Source organism: Acetobacter sp. DsW_063 (genome assembly GCF_002153745.1).
Lineage (GTDB): Bacteria > Pseudomonadota > Alphaproteobacteria > Acetobacterales > Acetobacteraceae > Acetobacter.
Window position 1 is genome coordinate 40,027 of the sequence record NZ_JOPL01000030.1, and the last position, 21,244, is coordinate 61,270.

The 21,244-nt window shown below is 60.0% G+C and carries 19 protein-coding genes; 4 read left to right on the top strand and 15 right to left on the bottom strand.

Annotation, left to right across the window (positions count from 1 at the left end):
* Window positions 1–23 precede the first annotated feature (23 nt).
* From HK28_RS06235 to HK28_RS06260, 6 genes are all read right to left on the bottom strand, one after another.
* Window positions 24–953: a LysR family transcriptional regulator gene (locus HK28_RS06235; protein ID WP_086643744.1), complete on the bottom strand. Its 930-nt coding sequence runs from the start codon at window positions 951–953 to the stop codon at window positions 24–26.
* Window positions 954–1,450: 497 nt separating this feature from the next.
* A complete protein-coding gene (gene pstS / locus HK28_RS06240) occupies window positions 1,451–2,467 on the bottom strand; it encodes a phosphate ABC transporter substrate-binding protein PstS (protein WP_086643745.1) in 1,017 nt (338 codons plus the stop codon).
* Window positions 2,468–2,857: 390 nt separating this feature from the next.
* On the bottom strand, window positions 2,858–4,120 hold the full coding sequence (locus HK28_RS06245) for a DEAD/DEAH box helicase (RefSeq protein WP_086643746.1): 1,263 nt from the start codon (window positions 4,118–4,120) through the stop codon (window positions 2,858–2,860).
* A gap of 475 nt (window positions 4,121–4,595) precedes the next feature.
* Entirely contained in the window at window positions 4,596–5,534 is a 939-nt protein-coding gene (locus tag HK28_RS06250; RefSeq protein WP_086643747.1) for a BadF/BadG/BcrA/BcrD ATPase family protein, read from the bottom strand.
* Complete coding sequence (metW, locus tag HK28_RS06255) at window positions 5,531–6,160, bottom strand: methionine biosynthesis protein MetW (protein WP_086643748.1); 630 nt, start codon at window positions 6,158–6,160, stop codon at window positions 5,531–5,533. Before metW ends, HK28_RS06250 begins: the two co-directional genes overlap by 4 nt.
* A 78-nt stretch (window positions 6,161–6,238) precedes the next feature.
* Entirely contained in the window at window positions 6,239–7,480 is a 1,242-nt protein-coding gene (locus HK28_RS06260; protein ID WP_086643749.1) for a homoserine O-acetyltransferase, read from the bottom strand.
* A 153-nt stretch (window positions 7,481–7,633) separates the two neighbouring features.
* On the opposite strand from HK28_RS06260, the gene HK28_RS06265 reads away from it, so the two are divergent.
* Window positions 7,634–11,473 carry a glycoside hydrolase family 99-like domain-containing protein gene (locus HK28_RS06265; protein WP_233140394.1) on the top strand — a complete coding sequence of 1,280 codons (3,840 nt, stop codon included), beginning with the start codon at window positions 7,634–7,636 and terminating at the stop codon, window positions 11,471–11,473.
* A 324-nt stretch (window positions 11,474–11,797) separates the two neighbouring features.
* Here the strand turns inward: HK28_RS06265 and HK28_RS06270 are convergent, their stop codons facing one another.
* The 8 genes from HK28_RS06270 to HK28_RS06305 all read right to left on the bottom strand — a co-directional run bounded on the left by HK28_RS06270 (window position 11,798) and on the right by HK28_RS06305 (window position 17,511).
* On the bottom strand, window positions 11,798–12,109 hold the full coding sequence (locus HK28_RS06270; protein WP_143217336.1) for a hypothetical protein: 312 nt from the start codon (window positions 12,107–12,109) through the stop codon (window positions 11,798–11,800).
* Window positions 12,106–12,834: a c-type cytochrome biogenesis protein CcmI gene (ccmI, locus tag HK28_RS06275; RefSeq protein ID WP_086643751.1), complete on the bottom strand. Its 729-nt coding sequence runs from the start codon at window positions 12,832–12,834 to the stop codon at window positions 12,106–12,108. The genes HK28_RS06270 and ccmI overlap by 4 nt, the downstream gene beginning before the upstream one ends.
* 66 nt (window positions 12,835–12,900) lie before the next feature.
* Window positions 12,901–13,368, bottom strand: coding sequence for a cytochrome c-type biogenesis protein (locus HK28_RS06280; protein WP_086643773.1), 468 nt, complete (start codon window positions 13,366–13,368; stop codon window positions 12,901–12,903).
* Between the two features lie 8 nt (window positions 13,369–13,376).
* Window positions 13,377–13,949: a redoxin domain-containing protein gene (locus HK28_RS06285; RefSeq protein WP_086643752.1), complete on the bottom strand. Its 573-nt coding sequence runs from the start codon at window positions 13,947–13,949 to the stop codon at window positions 13,377–13,379.
* Window positions 13,946–15,925 (bottom strand): heme lyase CcmF/NrfE family subunit, encoded by a 1,980-nt coding sequence (locus HK28_RS06290; protein WP_086643753.1) that lies wholly within the window; start codon window positions 15,923–15,925, stop codon window positions 13,946–13,948. Before HK28_RS06290 ends, HK28_RS06285 begins: the two co-directional genes overlap by 4 nt.
* A 76-nt stretch (window positions 15,926–16,001) precedes the next feature.
* Window positions 16,002–16,520: a cytochrome c maturation protein CcmE gene (gene ccmE / locus HK28_RS06295; RefSeq protein ID WP_086643754.1), complete on the bottom strand. Its 519-nt coding sequence runs from the start codon at window positions 16,518–16,520 to the stop codon at window positions 16,002–16,004.
* Window positions 16,517–16,702, bottom strand: a complete 186-nt coding sequence (locus tag HK28_RS06300; protein ID WP_086643755.1) for a hypothetical protein — start codon at window positions 16,700–16,702, stop codon at window positions 16,517–16,519. Before HK28_RS06300 ends, ccmE begins: the two co-directional genes overlap by 4 nt.
* Window positions 16,699–17,511, bottom strand: coding sequence for a heme ABC transporter permease (locus HK28_RS06305; protein ID WP_198945816.1), 813 nt, complete (start codon window positions 17,509–17,511; stop codon window positions 16,699–16,701). The genes HK28_RS06300 and HK28_RS06305 overlap by 4 nt, the downstream gene beginning before the upstream one ends.
* Window positions 17,512–17,701: 190 nt before the next feature.
* On the opposite strand from HK28_RS06305, the gene HK28_RS06310 reads away from it, so the two are divergent.
* Window positions 17,702–17,995: a YciI family protein gene (locus tag HK28_RS06310; RefSeq protein WP_026399218.1), complete on the top strand. Its 294-nt coding sequence runs from the start codon at window positions 17,702–17,704 to the stop codon at window positions 17,993–17,995.
* Window positions 17,992–18,444, top strand: a complete 453-nt coding sequence (locus HK28_RS06315) for an EVE domain-containing protein (RefSeq protein ID WP_086643757.1) — start codon at window positions 17,992–17,994, stop codon at window positions 18,442–18,444. The genes HK28_RS06310 and HK28_RS06315 overlap by 4 nt, the downstream gene beginning before the upstream one ends.
* Before the next feature lie 168 nt (window positions 18,445–18,612).
* Here HK28_RS06315 and HK28_RS06320 read toward each other — a convergent pair whose 3' ends face one another.
* Window positions 18,613–19,791 carry an ion channel gene (locus tag HK28_RS06320; RefSeq protein WP_233140395.1) on the bottom strand — a complete coding sequence of 393 codons (1,179 nt, stop codon included), beginning with the start codon at window positions 19,789–19,791 and terminating at the stop codon, window positions 18,613–18,615.
* Between the two features lie 114 nt (window positions 19,792–19,905).
* On the opposite strand from HK28_RS06320, the gene guaD reads away from it, so the two are divergent.
* Window positions 19,906–21,237 carry a guanine deaminase gene (gene guaD / locus HK28_RS06330; RefSeq protein WP_198945819.1) on the top strand — a complete coding sequence of 444 codons (1,332 nt, stop codon included), beginning with the start codon at window positions 19,906–19,908 and terminating at the stop codon, window positions 21,235–21,237.
* Window positions 21,238–21,244 lie beyond the last annotated feature (7 nt).

Here is a 21,244-nt window from a genome sequence, read left to right on the forward strand (position 1 = left end):
GCAACGCCATATTGCGATGGATTCTACTCTTTCGGGATGCCGCTGGGGAGCGCGTGATGCGCCTCAGCGCGACGCAGAAGGCTCAGGGCGAGCGTGTCGTGGAGAGTCTTCGCAGCGAATGGCAATGCGCGGTCGTGGTGGACGCACAAATCGAGTTGTGTCCGCACGAGATCCGGGCGATCGAAAGGAATGGAGGTGAGCAGCCCGGCTTCAATTTCCCGTCGGCAACACTCAGGGGGAAGCACGAGAGCGGCGGCCCCGCGGATAGCCAATTCTTTCTGCATGACAAGAGAGCCAGTGACGAAGGTGGGTTCAAGCGTGACGCCATGCCGAAGACACTCGGCGTCGAGCGTGCGCCGCAGGCTGAAGGATTCGTCGGGGATGGCGATCGCGTGGCGCGCCAGATCCTGAATCCGGACATGCGTCTGTAAAGTCAGGGGATGATCCGGGGCTACAATCAAAGCGTGGTCAAGCGGCACGCTTCGCCTGACGAACGGGCTGCCGGCCTCAGGGGTAAAAATCGCGACGCCGATATCGGCTGCGCCCTGTCGAAGTGCGTCGATCAGTTCGGAGGTTCGTCCTTCGTGAATGTGGAAGCGAAGGCCCGGGTGTTGCCGGTGTAATGCGCAGAGGGCGGGCGCCAGAAGTTCTGCTACAATCGCTCCACCCGCGTACACCGTTGTGGAGCCGGTGTTGAGGGCTTTGAGGTCCGAGACAAGTTGAAGCGTTGTCTCCATTTCCCCAACGATTAGACGTGCGCGCCCAAGCAGCACCTCTCCCGCGGCGGTCAGCTTTCCTCCGCTATGAGAGCGGTCAAAAAGCTGAGTTCTGAACTGATATTCGAGTTGGTCGAGTTTGCGACTGACGGAGGCGGGGGAGGTGTTCAGTTTTTCTGCCGTCTGACGAAGGGAGCCGGTTCGGGCAAGTTCCAGAAACACCTTGAGCGCCTTCATATCCACGAACGATCTCCTGACGTTGCGGCGCGCACGCGGCGTCAGGGGAGTTTGGCTGGCGTCTGGTGCGAATTATGGATTGACGCCGAGCATAGGGCGTTTCGCGTAGCCGCGTCAGCGTACATTTTTATCGGACGGAGATGTGACTGAAAATATTAGTAAAATCCCTTTTCCGCGTGAGATTTCAAATTATTACTTAATTATTATGGATTTATATTTTAAAAAATCGAACATACGATAATATCGCAAATTACTGCAGTTTATTATTTCTAATTCAATACATCTAATTTTCATATTTTTATAAGAACCGTATTATGCGGACGATCGGTATGTTGGCTTGAAGCTGAGCTCGTCGCTATATCGAAGATATGCATCGCCCGTTGATCAACGCGATAGAAAACCTCCTTCCACGTGTATACTTAATGTTTCCGTGCGATCGCAAAAAAGGCGGGCTCAAATGAGCCCGCCTCTATGCAAACCAGCCAGATCTGGAGAGATCAGTGGTGGCCGGGATACTGAGATTCGATCGTTTTTTTCACGCTCTCTGGAAGCGTGACATAGTCGAGGCCCTTGGCGGCTGAGTCGCCATTTTTGAAGGAGTAGTCGAAGAACTTATGAACGGATGCTGCGCGAGCGGCATCTTTCGGGTTCGTGGGGACAAGAACGAATGTCGCCGATACGATCGGCCATACGCCCTTGCCGTCGACATCGAGCATATCTACCGCAAAATTCGTGGAATGCGCCCAATCCGCCGAAGCCGCCGCCGCCGAGAAGCTCTCGAGGTTCGGGGTGACAAATTCGCCAGCCTTGTCCTGCAGTTCTGCCGTCGAGATGGAGTTGCGGCGAGCGTAGGCGTATTCGACGTACCCGATACCGCCTTCAGTCGCGCGGACGGACGATCCGACCCCGTCATTTCCGCGAGCGCCAGCTCCGCCCGGCCACTGGACTGACGTCGCCGCGCCGACCTTGTCCTTCCAGTCCGGAGAAACCTTCGCGAGGTAGGACGTGAACACGAAGGTCGTGCCTGACCCGTCGGCGCGGTGGACAGGAGCGATGGCGGTGTCGGGAAGCGTCAGGCCCGGGTTAAGGGCGACAATCTTCGGATCGTTCCAACTGGTGATGTCGCCGAGGTAAATGCCGGCGAGCACGGCTCCCGTCAGTTTCAACTTATTGGCGGCGACACCGGGAATGTTGACGATCGGCACGATGCCGCCGACGACCGTCGGAAACTGGTATAACGAACCAGAGGATAGTTTATCAGCGCTCATCGGCGCGTCGGACGCGCCAAAGTCGACTGTGCGGGCGAGAACGAGGTTCTGTCCGGCGCTGGAGCCGACGCTTTGATAATTGACGGACACGCCTGCGCCGGTTTTGGCGCCGTCCCCCCAAGCCTGATAAATTGGAGCGGCGAAGCTCGAGCCTGCGCCGGTGATTTCTTCAGCGCAGGCTAGCGGCGCGATAACAGGCGCGGCGCTTAGAAGAAGAGCGGCAAGAAGGCGATTGCGGATCGGCATGTCTTAACTCCCAGCGAAAAGGCGGCGTCATGCCGGTCCAGTTCTGAGCTTCGCCATACCGTATTTCGTGCAGGCCGAAAAATGACGTCTCAATGACAGTGATTTGCCGGTCTATTATTACCAGTGACGTTGCCTGAATTCGTGTCGAGCACAGCGAGTAACGTCGTCAGGCGAAGTCCAGCACGAATATTTATGGAGGAAAACAACCCCCCTCATACTCCGTGTAGCCAAGTCTCATGATGGTCGTGGTCACGTTTGCTGCGGAGAGCCCCGAGGTAATACAGCTAACACGGCAAGACCGACGTCAGTTGACGTAGGTCTTAAGCCGCACACGCTTAAAAGATGGCTCTAAGCCAAGCCTGCTATGATCAGGTCATAGCAGGCTTGTTTCTACGCGACGCGGCGCGCCCGTGGCCCGGACGAGCGTCCGCCGCCGCCGTTCGAAGACGAACGTCCTCCACGTCCGCGTCCGCCGCCGCCGAGCACCGGAGGTGGGAGGGTCGACTTTTCGGCAGCGTCGGAGTGATATGGATGATCCCGCACCACCGGCACAGGTTTGCCGATGGTGCGCTCTATGTCGCGAAGCCAGGCGCGCTGTTCCGGGTCGCAGAACGATACGGCCCATCCTTCGCGGCCCGCGCGGGCTGTGCGACCGATGCGATGGACGTAGCTTTCGGGGATATTCGGCAGATCGTAGTTGAAGACGTGTGTGACGTCGTCCACGTCGATGCCTCGCGCAGCAATGTCCGTCGCCACCAACACCTTGAGGTCGCCTGCCCGGAAGCCCGACATCGCACGCTCGCGCGCGCCCTGTGACTTGTTGCCGTGAATCGCTTCGGCGGGTACGCCGCTACGGTTGAGAAATTCGGACACTTTATTGGCTTCGTGCTTCATCAATGTGAACACGACGGCTCTGGAGACTTTCGGGGAGTTCACCAGAAGGAGGAGGGCGTCTTTTTTCTTGTCCGGCTCGACAAACATGACGGCCTGACGAATGCGATCGACGGTGCTGGACGGCGGCGTGACCTCGACCTTGGCGGGGTCGCGCAGCAAGGTGTGGGCGAGATCGGATATGCTGCGCGGCATCGTCGCCGAGAACAGCAGGGTCTGGCGCTCGCGCGGCAAGCTGGCGACAATCCGTTTGATGTCGCGAATGAAGCCCATGTCGAGCATCCGGTCGGCTTCGTCCAGAACCAGAACTTCGAGGTCAGAAAGGTCAATATACCCTTGGCCCATCAGGTCCAGCAGTCGTCCGGGGGCGGCGACGAGAACGTCCACGCCACGACGCATGGCCTCGACCTGCCGCCCTTGTCCCACACCGCCGAACACAACTGCCTGACGCAGCCTCATATGCCGGGCGTAGGCCTTGAAGTTGGCGTCAATCTGCGACGCCAGTTCACGGGTCGGAGCCAGCACCAGCACTCTGGCGCCTTTTGGCGACGGCGCTTTCTGGTGGGTCAGCAGATGCTGTAGAATTGGCAGGGCGAACGCGGCGGTTTTGCCGGTTCCAGTCTGCGCCAGACCGAGCAGATCCCGTCCGTGCAGCAGATGCGGAATCGATTGGGCCTGAATGGGGGTGGGGGTGGTGTAACCCTCCTCGGCCAATGCGCGCAGCAAGGGATCGGCGAGTTTAAGGTCCGCAAACGTCGTCATTTAACTAAAACGCCTCCTGGCGCCCCGGGAACGATGGGGTCCATAATGCAGGCCCCCGCCATGGTGACAGATTGTGTGCCGCGCGGCGCAATTCAGCGCGCATTCGATCCGGGCCAATCTGGCTTCGAATTGATGATCGCAAGCGACGGGAGACATGTCGAAGAGGTGAACAGCTTCTCCGAAGCGACCGCGTTATTTCAACGCAGACACAAAGATATATAACCGCATTAACCTACCTCGCCGCGCAATCTATTCGAAACTGCGCGAATTTTCAAGACGCTTGGATTTAAGCCCCTTATCGTGATCTCCGTGCCGCATTTTCGTCGTTTTTAATCGTTTTGCAAGCCTCGTGCGGGGGATCTACGCGCAAGATTCTCTACAACGTCACGATTTTTTTTCAAGTCCTTACTAAATTGCAACGAATTCGTTGGCGGTGCGATCTCAAGCGTATTTGTTTTTCCAAGCAAATAAGTTTTCAGGGCCCTTGGAAAAGCTCTTCCTGTTTCATCCAGGCTTTGCGGGCCAATGATGCCGCTCCGTCGAGGGCGTCGCCTTTGGGTGCGACTATCAGTTTTTTTGTCGTTTCTGGCAGGTAGGGAAGCAAAATTGGAGCCAATCCTCCAAGGATGCTGAGCGGTAAATGAAGAAAAGGTTTATTTTTCAGCAATGTGCTGGAGATATTTGCGATTTCTTTAGCTGCGTCGTGTAAAATTTTAGACGCCACCTGATCGCGGTCGTGTGAGGCGGAAATGACGATCGGCGTGAGTGTCGCGAAACGCGACGCAGAAGCGCCTATCGCCCAGCCGAGGGGGTCGCCGGTTCCATCTTGGTCGAGTTTTGCCCAGATGCGCTGGAATAAATCGGTTTTTGGTTCTCGTCCGTCATGGCAATGAAGCACATGGCGGACTGCCTGTAGCCCAATCCAGGCTCCGCCTCCCTCATCACCTTGTGGAAAGCCCCATCCTCCTACGCGATGCGATTGGTCGCCGGAAATTGCATAACCGACGCTGCCGGTACCTATTGCGACTACCGCGCCGTCTTTCCCACCGTGTGCGCCAAGGCAGGACGTGTAAGCGTCTGTGCGTGTGACAAGTGCGGCAAAATCGGGGAACGCATCACGAATAACCGCGGCGCGCCCGGCGACTTCCGCTCCTGCCACCCCAGCCCCCGCGTAGACGCGAAGCCCCTCTCGCCCGATGTCATGGCGTTGAAGCTGTGCGGCGATGAGCGCATCACGCAACGCTGCTTCGATCGAAGCGCATGCCTGATCCGGATCGGTGGCCACGTTCGCTGGCCCAGAGCGGCCTTCTCCCAGAACCACGCCATCAGGGGTGAGCAGACGCAGAATGGTCTTGCTCGCACCACCGTCGATAGCCGCCAGAACTGCCGTGGATTTCTGGAGTGCCGCGGTCATTTCAGGCGTTCATCGCGACTGGCAGGCTCATTGCGCCCGAGCAAGAAAAGAGCCTGCTCACCGAATAGATTGGCCAGCCGAATCGAACGACGCCATGGCGCACGCTCGCCTTCTTCGTCGATGGCCATCCACTCTATGACCCGATAGCTCTCGCCACTGCACAAAGCCAAAAAATCTCGAATCGTGCATGGGTGGATATTCGGCGTTGCGAACCACGGCGTGCTCCACACAGCCGTATTGGGCATGCGCCCAGTGGTCAGGAGCTTCAGTCGCAACTCCCAGTGGCCGAAATTGGGAAAGGACACGATGGCGTGTCGCCCGATGCGCAGCATCTGGCGCAGCACCTCTCGTGGGCGTTCGACTGCCTGAAGCGTGCGTTGCAGCACGACATAATCAAAACTCTCGTCCGGGTAATGCGCCAGATCGTGATCCGCGTCACCGTGAACCACGGGAAGGCCATGCGCAACGGAGCGTGTGACCTCCTGCATGTCTATTTCTATGCCGCGCGCATCACAGCCGCGTTCGCGAAAGAGATGATCGATCAGGCTACCGTCACCGCTGCCGATATCGAGCACGCGGGATCCGGGGGCGATCATCTGTGCGATCAATTTTTGGTCGAGGCGCATTTTAACGATATTTCACGGGAGCCAATAACGATAGCTCGACAACTGTCACTTTCGGTCCAGAGGATTGCGAGCCTGACGTCATAGCTTTGGACCGACATGGAGACCCGCATGTTCCGCCGCGCCGCTTATAAAGCCTCGAATGGTGCGGTCGAAGTCTGGTTCATCCAGTAGAAACGCATCGTGGCCTTTGTCACTGTCGATTTCGACGAACGAAACGTTGGCCGCAGCCCTGTTGAGCGCGCGAACGAGCACGCGTGATTGCGACGTAGGGAACAGCCAGTCGGACGTAAAGGAAACGACGCAGAACCGGGTGCGTGTGCCGACAAACGGGGCGGCGTAGTCGCCGTCATGTTCGGCTCCAATATCCATCCAGTCCATGGCGCGGGTAATGGTCAGGTAGGAGTTGGCGTCGAAGCGCAGCACGAAGCTCGACCCTTGATGTCGAAGGTAGGATTCGACTTCGAAGATTTCGCCGAAGAAGGAAAGTGGATGTTCCAGATCTCCCGACGCCTCAGGAGAGGCGTTCTGTCGGCGGGTGCGTCGGCCGAATTTCCGTGTCAGAGCTTCCTCTGAAAGGTAAGTGATGTGCGCCATCATGCGCGCCACGGCAAGTCCGCGCGCAGGGATCGATCCGCTTTCCCAATAGCGACCGCCGCGCCAGTCGGGATCGGCAAAGATAGCCTGACGGCTGACTTCGTTGAATGCGATATTCTGAGCTGAATGGAACGGTGCGGTGGCGATCGGGATAGCGGCGAAGACCATTTCGGGATAGGTCGCGGCCCATTCCAGAGTCTGCATCCCGCCCATGGATCCGCCTATGACGGCGAACAATCGCTCGATGCCCAGTTGGCGCACCAGCGCATGCTGGGCTCGGACCATGTCGCGAATAGTGATTGGCGGAAACTCTGTACCCCAGGGTTCGTGAACAGCGTCTCCGTCTTCCCGCGCATCGAATGCAAGGCGAGAAAGGTTGGAGGAGCTGGGACCTGTTGACCCCATGCATCCGCCCAGCACGTTCGAGCAGATGACGAAAAACCGATCAGTGTCGATGGGCTTGCCCGGTCCGACCATTCGCTCCCACCAGCCCGGCCGGCCTGTCACGGGATGGGTTTCGGCGACGTACTGATCTCCCGTCAGGGCATGACAGATCAGGATAGCGTTGTCGCGAGCAGCCGACAGTATCCCATAGGTTCGGTAGGCGATCTCAACCGGCGCCAGCACGGCACCGCAATCGAGAGAGAGCCCCTCGGGGAAGACGGCTCTCTGGTGATCGACTTCGAGCGGCGTCTCGGGCTGGTCTGTCAGGATTCGGGCTTCCATTGGAGCTCGGGGACATAGGGCTGATTGCGCCTCATAGCAAGAAGGCAAAAATAAGACGATTGCGCGCGCAGCGTCTAAAATTTGTTGACGGCCGGTTAATATTAACGGACGTTTGACGAAGTGCAACAAAATTTGAGTGAAGCGGCTTGCCACGTGGACTTTAGGGAAGCTCAAATCCGCTCGGACTCAGGTCAGGACCTTGCCGACCGAGCCGACGTCTCGCCTCTGCGACTCATCGGGCATTCCGGCCTGTTCGACGCTCAATATTATCTCTCGTCTCACGCTGACCTGGCTGGCGTGGGAGCCGGGGCCCTGGCGCATTACCACCAATATGGCTGGCGTGAGGGACGTAAGCCGAACCCCTGCTTCGATCCGCTGGACTATCTGGCGCGATACCCGGATATCGAATGCGAGCCGCTGTTGCATTACGTGACCGTGGGGGAAGCGGAGGGACGAAGGCCGGTCGTCTGGTTCGATCCCGCTTGGTATGGCCGCACCTACCCCGTGCCCGAGGGCATGTTGCTGCTTCGGCACTATCTGCTGAACCGTCATCGCAACGACATCAGTCCGATGCCCGAATTTGACAGGGGCTTTTATCTCAAAGCCTACCCGGACGTAGCGGACGCCGGTCTGGATCCACTTGAACATTATATGATGCAGGGATTTCGCGAGGCGCGGCGACCGTTCCCCGAATTTGATCCGGCATTCTATCGGGCGAGGTATTTGGCGAATGATCCGGATGCAAACCCGTTGCTGCATTATCTTGAGCATCGCGGGGAAGAAGGCGTGCACCCGAGCATGCCGAAGGAAGAGCCGAGCATTCCCAGAGAAGTACGGCGCCTGACGCGCCCGGGGCCCCTGTTCGAGACGCGTCGCCCGCTTCCGAATTCGGCAGTCCGGCGTGCGCGCGTGCTGGCTTATTATCTTCCGCAATTTCATCATGTGGCGCGGAATGATGAATGGTGGGGAGAGGGATTTACGGAGTGGACCAACGTGGCGCGCGGATTGCCGCGCTTCGTCGGTCATTATCAACCTCGAGTGCCTCGCGATCTGGGTCATTATACGCTCGATCATCCTGACATACTTCGTCGACAGGCGGAGATGGCCCGCGGCGCAGGGGTCGAGGGGTTCGTTTTCTATTTTTATTGGTTCAATGGCGAAAGACTTCTTGAATCGCCGCTTGAGATGTTATTGGCCAATCCGGATATCGATCTTCCATTCTGCTTGATGTGGGCGAACGAAAACTGGAGCCGGAGATGGGATGGGTCGGATGACGACATCCTTATTGCGCAGGATTTCCGCGCCGAGGACGAAGCAGATCTCATTGCGTGCTTTGTTCGGCATTTCAACGATCCTCGCTATATCCATATAGGAGGCCGCCCGCTTTTGATGCTTTACCGGCCGGGCGTCGTGCCTGACTGTGTGGCAACCATAGCACGCTGGCGTCGGCTGTTCGTGGAGGCGTGTGGCGCTGATCCCATATTTGTCATGAGTCAGTCGTTCGGCGACAGTGACCCGCGCAAATTTGGAATGGATGGCGCCATAGAGTTTCCCCCGCACAAGGTCGTTGGCGGAATTTCAACGATCAACTCAGAAATTCGCTTTCTTGACACAGACTTTACGGGACAGATTTACGATTACGAGCAGGTCGTGGATAACGCGCTGTCTATGCCGCGCCCTGACTTCCCGCTCATCCGCACGGCGGCTCCGTCATGGGACAACGACGCGCGACGACAGGGAGCCGGTCTCGTATTGCATGGTTCGACTCCAGCGCTTTTTGAACGTTGGCTATCCGGCCTCATCGAACAAGCACGTCAGACGCCGTTCCACGGGGAGGCGCTGGTCTGCGTCAACGCGTGGAACGAATGGGCCGAAGGCGCCTATCTCGAACCTGACCAGCATTTCGGGTCGGCGTTTCTCAACGCGACAGGCCGCGCGGTGACTGGAGCGTTCGGAGTTGCATCAGGCGCACGGATTCTTCTCGTTGGACACGACGCTTTTCCGTCAGGCGCGCAAATGCTGCTTCTCGCCATCGGTTGGTCTCTTAAGAAAAACCACGGCGTCCAGGTGCAGTTTCTACTGCTTGGGGCTGGAGCGATGCTTCCGCAATATAGGGAGTTGGGGGAGGTCGAGCTGGTCGCAGCTGACCATCCTGATCTCGCTGAACGCGTCTCCGCGATCTGTGCGAAAGGGTATGACAACGCCATAATCAATACCTGCGCGGCTTCCGTAATGGGGAAGGCATTGGCGACCGCGGGGATCTGCTTCATCCAGCTTGTTCATGAAATGCCTGCGCTCCTGAACAACCGACGCCTGATCGGGGCTCTGTCGGAGGCGGCAAGTCTTGCGCGGCAAACAGTATTTCCCGCGGAGAGTGTTGCGCAGCAGGTGACGGCGACGTTGCAGCAAGCCCCGAAAGCAACGAAGATTCTGCCTCAGGGATTATACAACTCTGTCGCTTTTCGTCGACTGGCGCGGGATACCGTTCGGACGCGTCTGGGAATCGGTCCGGAGGATCGATTGATTGTCGCTGCGGGGTACGCCGATCTGCGCAAAGGTTTCGATCTGTTTCTGCAACTCTGGCGTAACACCGAAGGCTCGCGGAGAGATCAAACTCGGACTCATCTGATGTGGCTGGGCGCGATTGACGCGCAGTGCCGCGACTGGATGGCGGCGGAGATTGATTGCGCCCGGGAGAGCGGTCGGTTCCATCTGCCGGGCCACGTCTCTGACGTGCAAGACTATCTGTCTGCAGCTGACGTCTTTGCTTTGACGTCGCGCGAAGATCCGTTGCCGTCAGTTGTGATGGAGGCTTTGGTCTGCGGTTTGCGTTGCGTTGCGTTTGAAGATTCAGGCGGCGCGCCGGAACTTATGAAACAGGTGGCGACGCGCCTGGGGATGCCGGATATCGTCGCCACGGCGCCGATGGGCGACGTCGTGCGGATGGCGCGGCACGCCACCAGGCTGGCCGACTCTGCTCTGGCGGATGGCCTGCGCGCGCGCGGCAGGATGTGCAAAAAGGTAGAAAAATTCTTCCCCTTTGATCGTTATGTAGAACGTCTGCTTCATCTCGTCGCTCCAACGCGTCGCCGGATTTCGGTTGTCGTGCTTTCGTATAATTACGCCCGCTATCTGGCTGGTCGTCTGGCGACGATTTTCGCTCAGCATTATCCCGTCTTGGAAATCATTGTTCTTGACGACGCCTCGACCGACGACAGCGTCACCGTGGCGCAAGAGACTGCGGAGGAGTGGGACAGGAATATTCGTGTCGTCGCCAACAGGAGTGGATCGGGCTCGGTGTTCGCCCAGTGGCGCCGCGCGGCGGCGGAAGCGCGCGGAGACTGGGTATGGATCGCTGAAGCGGATGATCTGGCTGAGCCGGATTTCCTGGGACGCTTGTGCGCCGCGCTCGACGCGGCGCCCGAAGCTGTGATGGCGTTTTCTGACAGCCGCGCAATCGACTCTGATGGCGTGCAGATTTTCGAATCCTACAAGCCGTACTGCGCTTCGGTCGCTGGCGATGTTCTAGATCGCGACGGCGTGCATATGGGGGCGACGTTCGTTGCTGAGTATCTGAGCGAACGCAACCTTATTCTCAATGCGTCGTCCGTGCTCTTTCGCCGTGACGCGTTGCATGACGCCTTGTCGCGATGCCGGGAACTTGAAACATTCGAAGCGGCAGGAGACTGGCGCCTTTACATCGAACTTCTGAATGCGCCGGGCGTACAGGTCGCGTATGTCGCCGAGCCGCTTAACGCCCACAGGCGCCACGAAAAATCGGTCACAGGAAAAATGGCCTGCGATAAACAGTTAGATGAAATTACACGCATTCATCATCTGGTCGGTCGAATGGCGACGGATGTTGAGGGCGTTGGTGAAAGGCAAAGAGTATACAGAGAAGAGTTGATGGAGCGCTTCGGATTGACCGAGACGCGCGCCGTGTCGTCGAGACGGAAGAATCCCAGAAGCGGGACCGGTCGCGTCAAGGCGTGATTCTCTGGAGACGTCGAGCGCTGCGCTTACGGGGTCTACGCTTCTGACGGGTAGGCAGGGATTTTGAGTCACGCGGATCGTGATGTTCCCGGCTAGGCTACTGTTCAAGCGGGTAGGTTTGGTTGAAAACTCCAAAAAAATGGCGGCTACTAAAAATTGCAATTGATTCAGCCGAGAGTTTTTTCTTCCGCCTACGCGTTCGTGACGCGATATTTGATAATAGGCTGTGCCCGCAGAAATTGATTCGCGGCTGATGTTTTCTGCCTAAATTTCGGCGAACGCCGTTGCTCGATCAACAGGTTCTATCTGATTGAAAAAGCGTGTTCAGTCGCTTTTTTTCTTTGGAAGCCATCGATCCCCATACCGGTTCTGCGCAAGGACGAAACCAAGAATCGCTCCGACGGCGAGCGCCACGCCGCCAATCAGGAGATCCCCGCGCACAGCAATCACAAGAAGCCCCCCGACGCCCAAACCTGCGCCGGTTCCGATCAGAGCCTCCTTCGGCGTCGCACCGAAATGCTTCTGGGCGCCGCAATGCGGGCAAACTTCCGCCGTGCGCCGCATCTTTCCGCGACACACCGGACAGAGCTGCAGACCGCTCATCTCCGGCTCGCGCATTGGCAAAGGAACGTTCACGGTTGTTCCTGATCGTGCTCGCCTTGGGCGATACGTTGTTCGATGGATTCGCGCCAGGGCGCGTCCTTTGGGGCGGCGTCCAGCGCGCGGCGGTAAAGAGCAAGGCTGTCGGCGCTGATGTGACCGTCCGCCATGGTCTGCTCTTCGGCGACTTCCGCAGCCAGTTCAGGCGCAAACCCGAGTTCGAGCGCATGGCGCCATGCTTCTGCGGCGGCGGCGCTGCGTCCACGCGCAGCTTCGGCTTGTCCGAGCAGGAGATAGCCCTGACGAAGCGTGGGGTCAGTCGGAGACATCTTGGTCAAAGCCACGCGCAGTTGATCGATCGCTGCGTCGCCTTTGGCGTCGCGCGTCTTGATCTCTGCGAGACGGGGCTTCAACGGCTGGCCCGGCATCGTTGGATGTCCACCCGTCAGATACAAGCCGATTGCGACGAATGGAATCAGCGCAAGGGCCACGATAGCGCGCGCCCGCGCAGACTTTTCCGAAATGTCCGACCGGGCGCGATCGGCCGCAAGGATGCGCCGCTGGATTTCGAGTTTCGCAATCGTGTGCTCAGCCGGAGCGATCATCCCGATCGACAGGTCACGCTCAAGCTCGGCCAACTGAGCTTCATGCAGGGCCAAAGCCGCGCTGCGTTCATCCTGAGCACGTCCCCGGAGCCAAAAAGCGGTCGCCGCCGGAAGCAGGGCGAAAAGACTGAGGCAGCCGATGCCGATCCAGATCATGCCGCGTTTCCGCCATTTGTATTGCTGGCGGCAGTCAATGCCGATCCATCGAATTTAGGAGTCATCTCAACGCTCACGGGACAATTCTTCGAGACGCGCGCGTTCTTCGTCCGTCAACGGCGCGGCCTGTGGCTTTTTACGAAAAATCACGACGGCGCCGACAATCCCGGCGAGTAACGCCAGCGCGGGCATCCCCCAGAGAAGAAGCGTAGCCACGGTGACAGGCGGGCTGAGGCGGATGAAATCGCCATAGCGTGAGACCATCCAGGCGATGACCTGCTGCTGATTTTCGCCCTTCGCGACATGCTCGCGCACGACCTTCCGCAGATCGCGCGCAAGACCGGCGCTGCTGTCTTCGATCGACTCATTCTGACAAACGAGGCAGCGAAGCTGCGATCCGATGGCCTCCGCCCTCGCTTCCTGTTTTGGATCGGGGAGCATTTCCGACGGATCGTCCACCGCTGACGCCAAAACCGGCGCGAGGAACAGCATCGCCGCGAGGGCGACGGATGCATGTCGGCCTCTCTGGAACATGAGGCGCCTCATCGTTTCGTCTGCCCAAGCGCTGCGTCGAGGGCGTTCTGCACCTCATCATTGTTCAGGCCAGCCGCGCCATGCCAGACGATCTTCCCGTCCGGAGCGATCAGGAAACTTTCCGGCACGCCGGAAACGCCCCAGTCGATGGCCACGCGGCCCTCGAAATCACTGCCGATCCGTGCATAAGGATTTCCGGCGTGGCGGAGGAAACCGGCGGCGTTGTCTGGCTTGTCCTTGTAGGCGATGCCCCAGATCGGAAGCCTGTCACGCAACTTCAGCAACTGTGGCATTTCCGCGATGCACGGAATGCACCATGAGGCGAAGAAGTTGATCAAGACCGGAGCCGTGATCGCCTGAAGGTCGTGGCTCGAGAAACCGACGCCCGGCGTCTGGTCCATCACCGCGAAGTCGGGGACGGGACGGCCTGCCGATGGCGCGTTGATGTCATGCGGGTTGAACGACCCCTTCTGCATGCCCGACAGCATGCCCCAGAATGCCGCGCCCACGACGCCAGCGCCCGCCAGAGGCAGCGCCATCATCACCCGGCGTCGGCCGAGGGAAGGACCGTCGGCGCTCATTCCGCGGCCACCGTGTTGGGCGCGGGCGCGCGTCGCGGCGCCCCGACGCGCATGCGCCGATCCGAAAGAGAGAGCGCGCCGCCGAACGCCATGATCAATGCGCCAAGCCACATCCATGGCGCCAGCGGGTTGTAATGCAGACGCAGCACATAAGTTGGATGCGCGTCGTCGCCATGTTTGTCGCCGATCACGCCATAGAGGTCCGAGAAGCCGTTGGTGTGGATAGACACCTCGGTCGTGGTCTGGTTCTGCGCGTTGAAGCTGCGCTTGGACGGATGCATGACGGTCACCAGATGTCCGTTGTGGCGGACTTCGATCGTACCAACCAGCGCCGTGTAGTTCGGGCCGGGTTCGGTCTTCACGCCGGCCAACGTCCAGTCATATCCGGCCAGACTTTCGGTCTGGCCGACAGGCACCTCGACGATCTTGTGCTGCGCCTGAGACATCGCGGCGAGGCCAAGAGCGCTGACGCCCACGCCGGCATGGGCCAGCGCAGCGCCAAAAGCGGCGCGCGGCAGAAAGCGGGCGCGGTTGAAGCTCTGTCCCAGCGGAATGCGGAACAGCGCGACACGGTTAGCGATATCGGTCGCGCTGGTGGCGATGACCCACACTGCGCCAGTGGCGCACAGAATCGGCAGCACGCCCGACAGGCTCCACGTGGCGACGGCGAACGCCAGAAGCGTAGCCAGAGCGGCGATCCACAGACGGCGCAGGACCGGCCACATCTGCGCGCGCTTCCACGGAAGCATCGGTCCGAAACCCATGAACGCAAAAAGCGGAATGGCGAGGGGAATGGTCGCAGCGTCGAAAAACGGCTTGCCGACCGAAATCGTTTTGCCGAACAGCAGGGACATGAAGGGCGGATACATCGTGCCCGTCAGCACTACCGCGCAGATCGAACAGAGCAGGATGTTATTCAGCACCAGCAGCCCTTCTCGCGACACCGGCGAAAATAGGCCGCCAGCCGTCAGGGACGGTGCGCGCCAGGCGAAAAGCGCCAGCGATCCACCAATGACCAGTCCGAGCAGCCCGAGAATGAAGATGCCGCGTGCAGGATCGTTGGCGAAGGCGTGAACCGAATTCAGGATTCCGGAACGCACGAGGAACGTCCCGGAAAGCGAGAACGAAAACGTCGCGATGGCCAGCAGGACGGTCCAGATTTTCAGCGCCTCGCGCTTTTCCACAACGATCGCCGAATGCATCAGCGCCGTGCCTGACAGCCACGGGATGAGGGACGCGTTTTCCACCGGATCCCAGAACCAGTAGCCGCCCCAGCCAAGCACGTAATAGGACCACCATGACCCCAGAGCGATGCCGCAGGTCAGGAACGCCCAGGCGGCGACTGCCCATGGTCGGACCCAACGCCCCCAGGCGGCGTCGACGCGTCCCTCGATCAGTGCTGCGATGGCGAAGGCGAAAGGCACCGCGAAGCCCACATAGCCCGTGTAGAGAATGGGCGGGTGGAACGCGAGGCCGGGATCCTGAAGCAGGGGGTTCATGCCCTGCCCGTCGAGAGGGGCGGGCCAGACGCGATCGAAAGGATCAGAGGTCGTCAGGCAGAACAGCTCGAACCCCGCCGCGACGCCGCCAAGGACGGCGAGCACCCGCGCGCGCAGGGCGGCTGGAAGATTGCGGCCGAAAGCAGCGACCGCTGCGCCGCACAGTCCAAGAATCAGCGCCCACAGAAGGATCGAACCTTCATGGTTTCCCCAGACGCCGGTGATTTTATAGAGCAGCGGCTTCGTGACGGCGCTGTTCTCCAGAATGTTGGCGACGGAGAAATCGTCGCTGATCGCGGCGTCGATCAGGCAAAGGAACGAAGCGCCGAGCGCAATGACCTGACCGAGCGCGAGACCGGGAGCCATCGTCATCAGCCTCCGGTCGCGGCGCTGCGCGCCTATCAGCGGCAGGATGGTTTGTGCGAAGGCGAAAGCGCAGGCGAGCGCAAGGGCGAAATGGCCGAGTTCGGGGCTCACGCAACGTTCCTATTATCTTGAATCGGTGCGCTTCGGGGAGCGCGCGGCGCATGGCCGTAGAAGAAAGCCGCCACGATCAACTGCCGCGAGAAGACGTCTTCGCGTCTTTGGCTGTCATGGCGTTCCAGCTCGCAGCATTTGGCGGCGGGCCGAATTTAGGGTCCCATTTGCCGGACTTCTGCAGCTCTTCAGCCACTTCCTTGGGCATATAGGTTTCGTCATGCTTGGCGAGAACCTCCGAGGCGGCGAAACCGCCGTCAGTCGTCATCGACCCGACAGCCACGACGCTCTGCCCCTCCCGGAACAGGTCGGGGAGGATGCCTTCGAACTGCACCGTCACGGCGGCCTGTCCGTCGGTCACTTCGAAGCTGTTTACCGGCGTTTCGCCATGCCGTTCCCGATGCACCGATCCGGCGACAACCATCCCGCCGAGGCGAATGGTGCGGTCGGCGGGGGGCGCCTTCGCGGCGACCTGCGACGGCGTCATGAAGAACACGATGTTAGAGGAGAACGCCGAGAGCGTTAGTCCGGCGGCGGCTCCAAGCCCGGCAACGCAGGCGATGACCAGCCAGAGTCTGCGTGTCTTGCGTTTCATGCGCTGACTCCGGCGCGACCCGCCCCTGTCTGACCGTCCACGGGCTGCCGTCCGAGTGCGGCTTCAAGCGTGGCAAGGCGCGCACGGTCGCGACGCAGGCGCAGCGCAGCGCCGATTGACAGATAAAGCGCCAGCGCTGCAGCCAGCCCATAAGCCGCCAGAATGTAGGGAAGATGCGTCATACGGCCAACTCCTGCGCGCCAGATTCAGCGAGAGTGGCGTTAGCCGACGTTCCGCGGCGCGGACTGGTGAGCAGACTACGGATGCGATGCTCCATTACGCCAGCGCGCAGGCGGGCGACGACGATTGCGGCGAATCCGAACGTGAACCCGAGCGTCGAGACGAGCAGGGGCCAGAGCATGGCGTGCGACATCGTAGGGGCGCCGGTCAGGGTGATGCTGTCGGGCTGATGCAGGGTGTTCCACCATTGTACGCTGAATTTGATGATCGGCAGATCCACCGCGCCGGCGAGCGCCAGAATCGCCGCAGCGCGATAACCCCGTTGCGGATCGTCGAAAGCGCGAATCAGCGCGATATGGCCGAGATAGAGAAAGAACAACACCAGCACGGAAGTCAGGCGCGCGTCCCAAACCCACCATGTGCCCCACATGGGTTTGCCCCAGAGCGAACCTGTGGCGAGGCATGTCGCCGTTACGCACGCCCCGACCGGACCAATCTCCACCGCGGCCAGATCGGCCAGAGGATGCCGCCATACCAGCGAAAGCACCGCGCAGACTGCAAGCGCGGCGTATCCCGAAGACGCCAGCCAAGCGCACGGCACATGCACGTACATGATACGTACCGAATCGCCCTGCTGCCAGTCGGCGGGAGAAAAGAACAGGCCCCAGCCGAGACCGCACAGGGTCAGCATGATCGCGGGCCATGTGAGCCATGGCTGCAGCGAGGCCCCAAGTTTCAGAAAACGGCCGGGATTGGCGTAGCGGTGAAACAGGGCGCCGGCGCGATCCATGAATGTCGGGGAAGCGTTCAAGATCTGTCTGTGTCCTGATCGAAGAGACGGCGTCCGGTTACGTCGTCGCGTCTACATGGGATGGCGCCAGAGCGCGGAAAAGGCTCCACCGCAAATGGCGGGGCGCACGTTCCTACACTATCATGGCGGCGTTGACACGGGCCACTCGACTCATGGGTGGTTCATCTCTTGCACACGACGGGAGCCCGCCATGCTTTTCACCATTGTTTGCACCGACAAACCCGGAGCGTTCGAAACACGGTCAGCCACCCGTGAGAGCCACCTTGCGTATTTGCAGACCTATGTCGATCGCATTCAGTTCGCCGGTCCGCTGTTCAATCATGACGGACGGGCCTGCGGCAGCCTGCTAATCGTTGATGTGGAGGACCGCGCCGCCGCAGAAGGATTCGCGGCGAGTGATCCTTATGCAAAGGTCGACCTGTTCGAAAGCGTCGTCATTCGTCCCACGCGCGCGGTGTTTCGCGATGGGGCCCTCGCGGAATGAGCAAGGCGTCCGGCGCGTCGGCGCGCCAGTACTGGCTGGTGAAGTCGGAGCCCGACGCGTTCTCCTGGGACGAGCAGGTGGCCAACGATGTCGAGCCGTGGACCGGGGTGCGCAATCATCAGGCCAAGAAAAACCTCGCCGCGATGAAGAAGGGCGATCTGGCTTTCTTCTACCACTCGAACGAGGGACGGGAGATCGTCGGCGTCGTGGAAATTGCTCGTGAGGCCTATCCGGACCCGTCCGCCGATGCTGGACCGTGGGTCTGCGTCGATGTGAAGACCGTTGGGCCGATGCCGCGGGCGGTGACTCTTGCGGAAATGAAGGCGGACGAGGCTCTGGCCGATCTGGCGTTGATCAGGCAGTCACGCCTTTCGGTCGTTCCGGTGTCGCCCGAACACTGGACGCATATCTGCGCGCTTGGAGGCTGGAAAGGCACAGCTTCACGTTGACGTGAGGCGCGCCGGTCTTACGCAGCCGCCTCCCGTTCAGCCGGCACGCTGGCTGAACGGAAAAGCAGACAATGGTCTGCTGCGGGCAGTCGCTGCTCCTTAATCTTTCGAGAAATCCTTATCCCCTCGACGGGCCGCTGGCTCCGCCATCAAGGAAGAACCGCGCGCTCATTCGGGGGCGGGGGCGTGCGCCTCGGTGTCGTGAAAACGAGAGAAATCCACGGCGATGCGTCCTGTCGGATTGCTGCGGACCATGTCGACGAAGCGATGATTGATGAGAATCTGATCGACTCTGTAGGCTGTGCGGGCGAAAACGGACTGGCCAGTCGCTTCGTCCGTGCCGGTTACAGTGACAATGATTTCGGCTTCGTCCTCCGCCAGCGCCGCAAGGCTGTGTCGAGTCAGCGGGCTGTCGGCGTCGATCACGTGCGCGATGACGAAGGCGAAACGCAGCACGGGAACATGCGCCTGCACCAGTTGCAGGGGATGGAACTCCCGCACCAGATGCCCGTCCGCAGTTTGCCTGAGTAGCGATAGCGCAATTTCAGCGTCCACTGAGAGAATCATGCTGCGACGTTGATTGGCCACTCGGACGCAGAGCGCCGACACCTTGTTCTCATCCGAGATAACGGCGTTCCTGCCAAACATGAGTCTAGCGCGCGGACGCGCGAAACGGGCGAACACCAGCCCTGTCGCCAGGGCGTTCACCATCATGCCCACCAGCACCTCGACGGAAACGATGGCGTTCGCCACGGGGCCAACCGGCGCCATGACGCCGTAGCCGACCGTGGAAAGCGTCTGCACGCTGAAGAAGAACAGATCGAGCAGACTGAGCGGGCGGGGCGACGAGATTTGAGAGACTGCGAGTTCGTAGAACGCAGCAAAAATCAGATTGGCGGCGAGATATCCGCACAGGCTGCTGAAGAGGAACTGTGGCCAACCGGCGGTCAGCGCGTGGTGATAGACGTCCGACCAGAACGAATCCTTCAGGCCAATCCGCAGGACGTCGTCATGCCCCTTCTCCTCAAGGGCGTGCGCACGAAAGCGCCGGGCGGCTTCTTGTGACGTGATCGTGGGGCGCGGTCGCCTTTGACGGAGTTTTGCACGGTCGACCTCTGTCCCCGTACCGCTCGTCCCGCTGTTCGCGGTCAGGTAGGGCCGGTTCAACCTCCGCCATAGCTTCTTCATGCGTTCGCCTTCGCGTGAGCGCCGTCTTCCAGGAAGGGGCCGTGCGCAGATCGCATTAAGGCAAGGCTCCGCGCGCACGACCACGCGGCTTTCTGCATGGTTGCCCGGCGTGCACATTGCCGACATCGCAACGAGCGGCAACACTCGCAAAGACGACATGAGCCGCACGGCGGCGGGCTGCTCTTTTTGGCAGGAGGAGCGGTCTGATGGCGAGGCGCCAAAGCTTAGCCCTACGACGCATAACGCAATGATTGAAAGAGAGCCCTGATCGTGATGTCACCCGCATCCTGCGCCGCCATACGAGGGCGCGCCATTACGTTTCGGGCCAATCCGTTCGAAGTCCCGCCGTCAGATAGTCTGCTGGTCGAAGACGACGCGTTGATCGTCATGAAGGATGGACGGATTTCGGCTTTTGGCGCGTATGACGTGGTGAAGGCCGCGCTGCCTGAGGGCGTGACGCCTGTTCATTATAAGGACTGCCTCATTTCGGCGGGCTTTATCGACACCCACGTTCACTATCCTCAGTTGCCGGTTATTGCAGCCTGGGGCGAGCAGTTGCTGGAGTGGCTGGAGACTTACGTATTTCCCGCCGAGGCCGCTTTCGCTGACGAGGCGGTGGCCCGCGACATGGCGAAACACTTTCTGGCGGAACTGATGCGATGCGGCACGACGACGGCGGCCGTCTATTGCACATCCCACCCGCAGTCGGTCGAAGCGTTCTTTGCAGAAGCGGAGCGGCTCGGGGCGCGCATGATCGCTGGAAAAGTGTTGATGGACCGAAACGCGCCGGATGCGCTGCGCGACACCGTGCAGCGGGGATACGACGAATCCTCGGCGCTGATTGATCGTTGGCATGGCAAGGGACGGCAGCTCTACGCCGTCACACCGCGTTTCGCCATCACCAGCACGCCGGAGCAGCTTGAGGCTGCGGGAGATCTGCTTCGTCGCGACGCAAGCATCTTCATGCAGACCCACCTTGCGGAGAACCTGACCGAGGTGGACGCGGTCAGGCGCCTTTTCCCAGATCGGCGTTCTTATCTCGATGTTTATGATCATGCGGGACTGGTGCGACCGCGGAGCGTGTTCGGTCACGCCATTCATGTGGAGGAGGCCGAGTTGTGCCGCTGCCACGAAACCGGAGCGGCGCTCTCTCATTGCCCGTCGTCGAATCTCTTTCTTGGCAGCGGCGCTTTTCGTCTTTTCGATGCTCTGGATTCAAAAAGACCTGTCAGGGTCGGTCTGGGATCCGACGTAGGTGCGGGAACGTCTCTTTCCCAACTGCGAACGATGGGGGAGGCTTATAAAGTCGCGCAGATGACGGGACGGCGTCTGCACGCCGCGCAAGCGTTATGGCTGGCGACTGCCGGCGCAGCACGATCCCTCGAACTGGATGATCGTATTGGTGTCATCGCGCCGGGGATGGAGGCGGACCTGTGCGTGCTTGATCCGCACGCCACACCGTTGTTGCAATACCGCGCTTCACACTGCGAAAGTCTTGAAGACCTGTTGTTCGCTTTGACCATCCTCGGGGACGACCGTTGCATTCGCGCCACATGGGTTGGAGGAGCGTGTGTGCACAATCTGGAGCGTGACGGCGGTCAGTGATTACGAT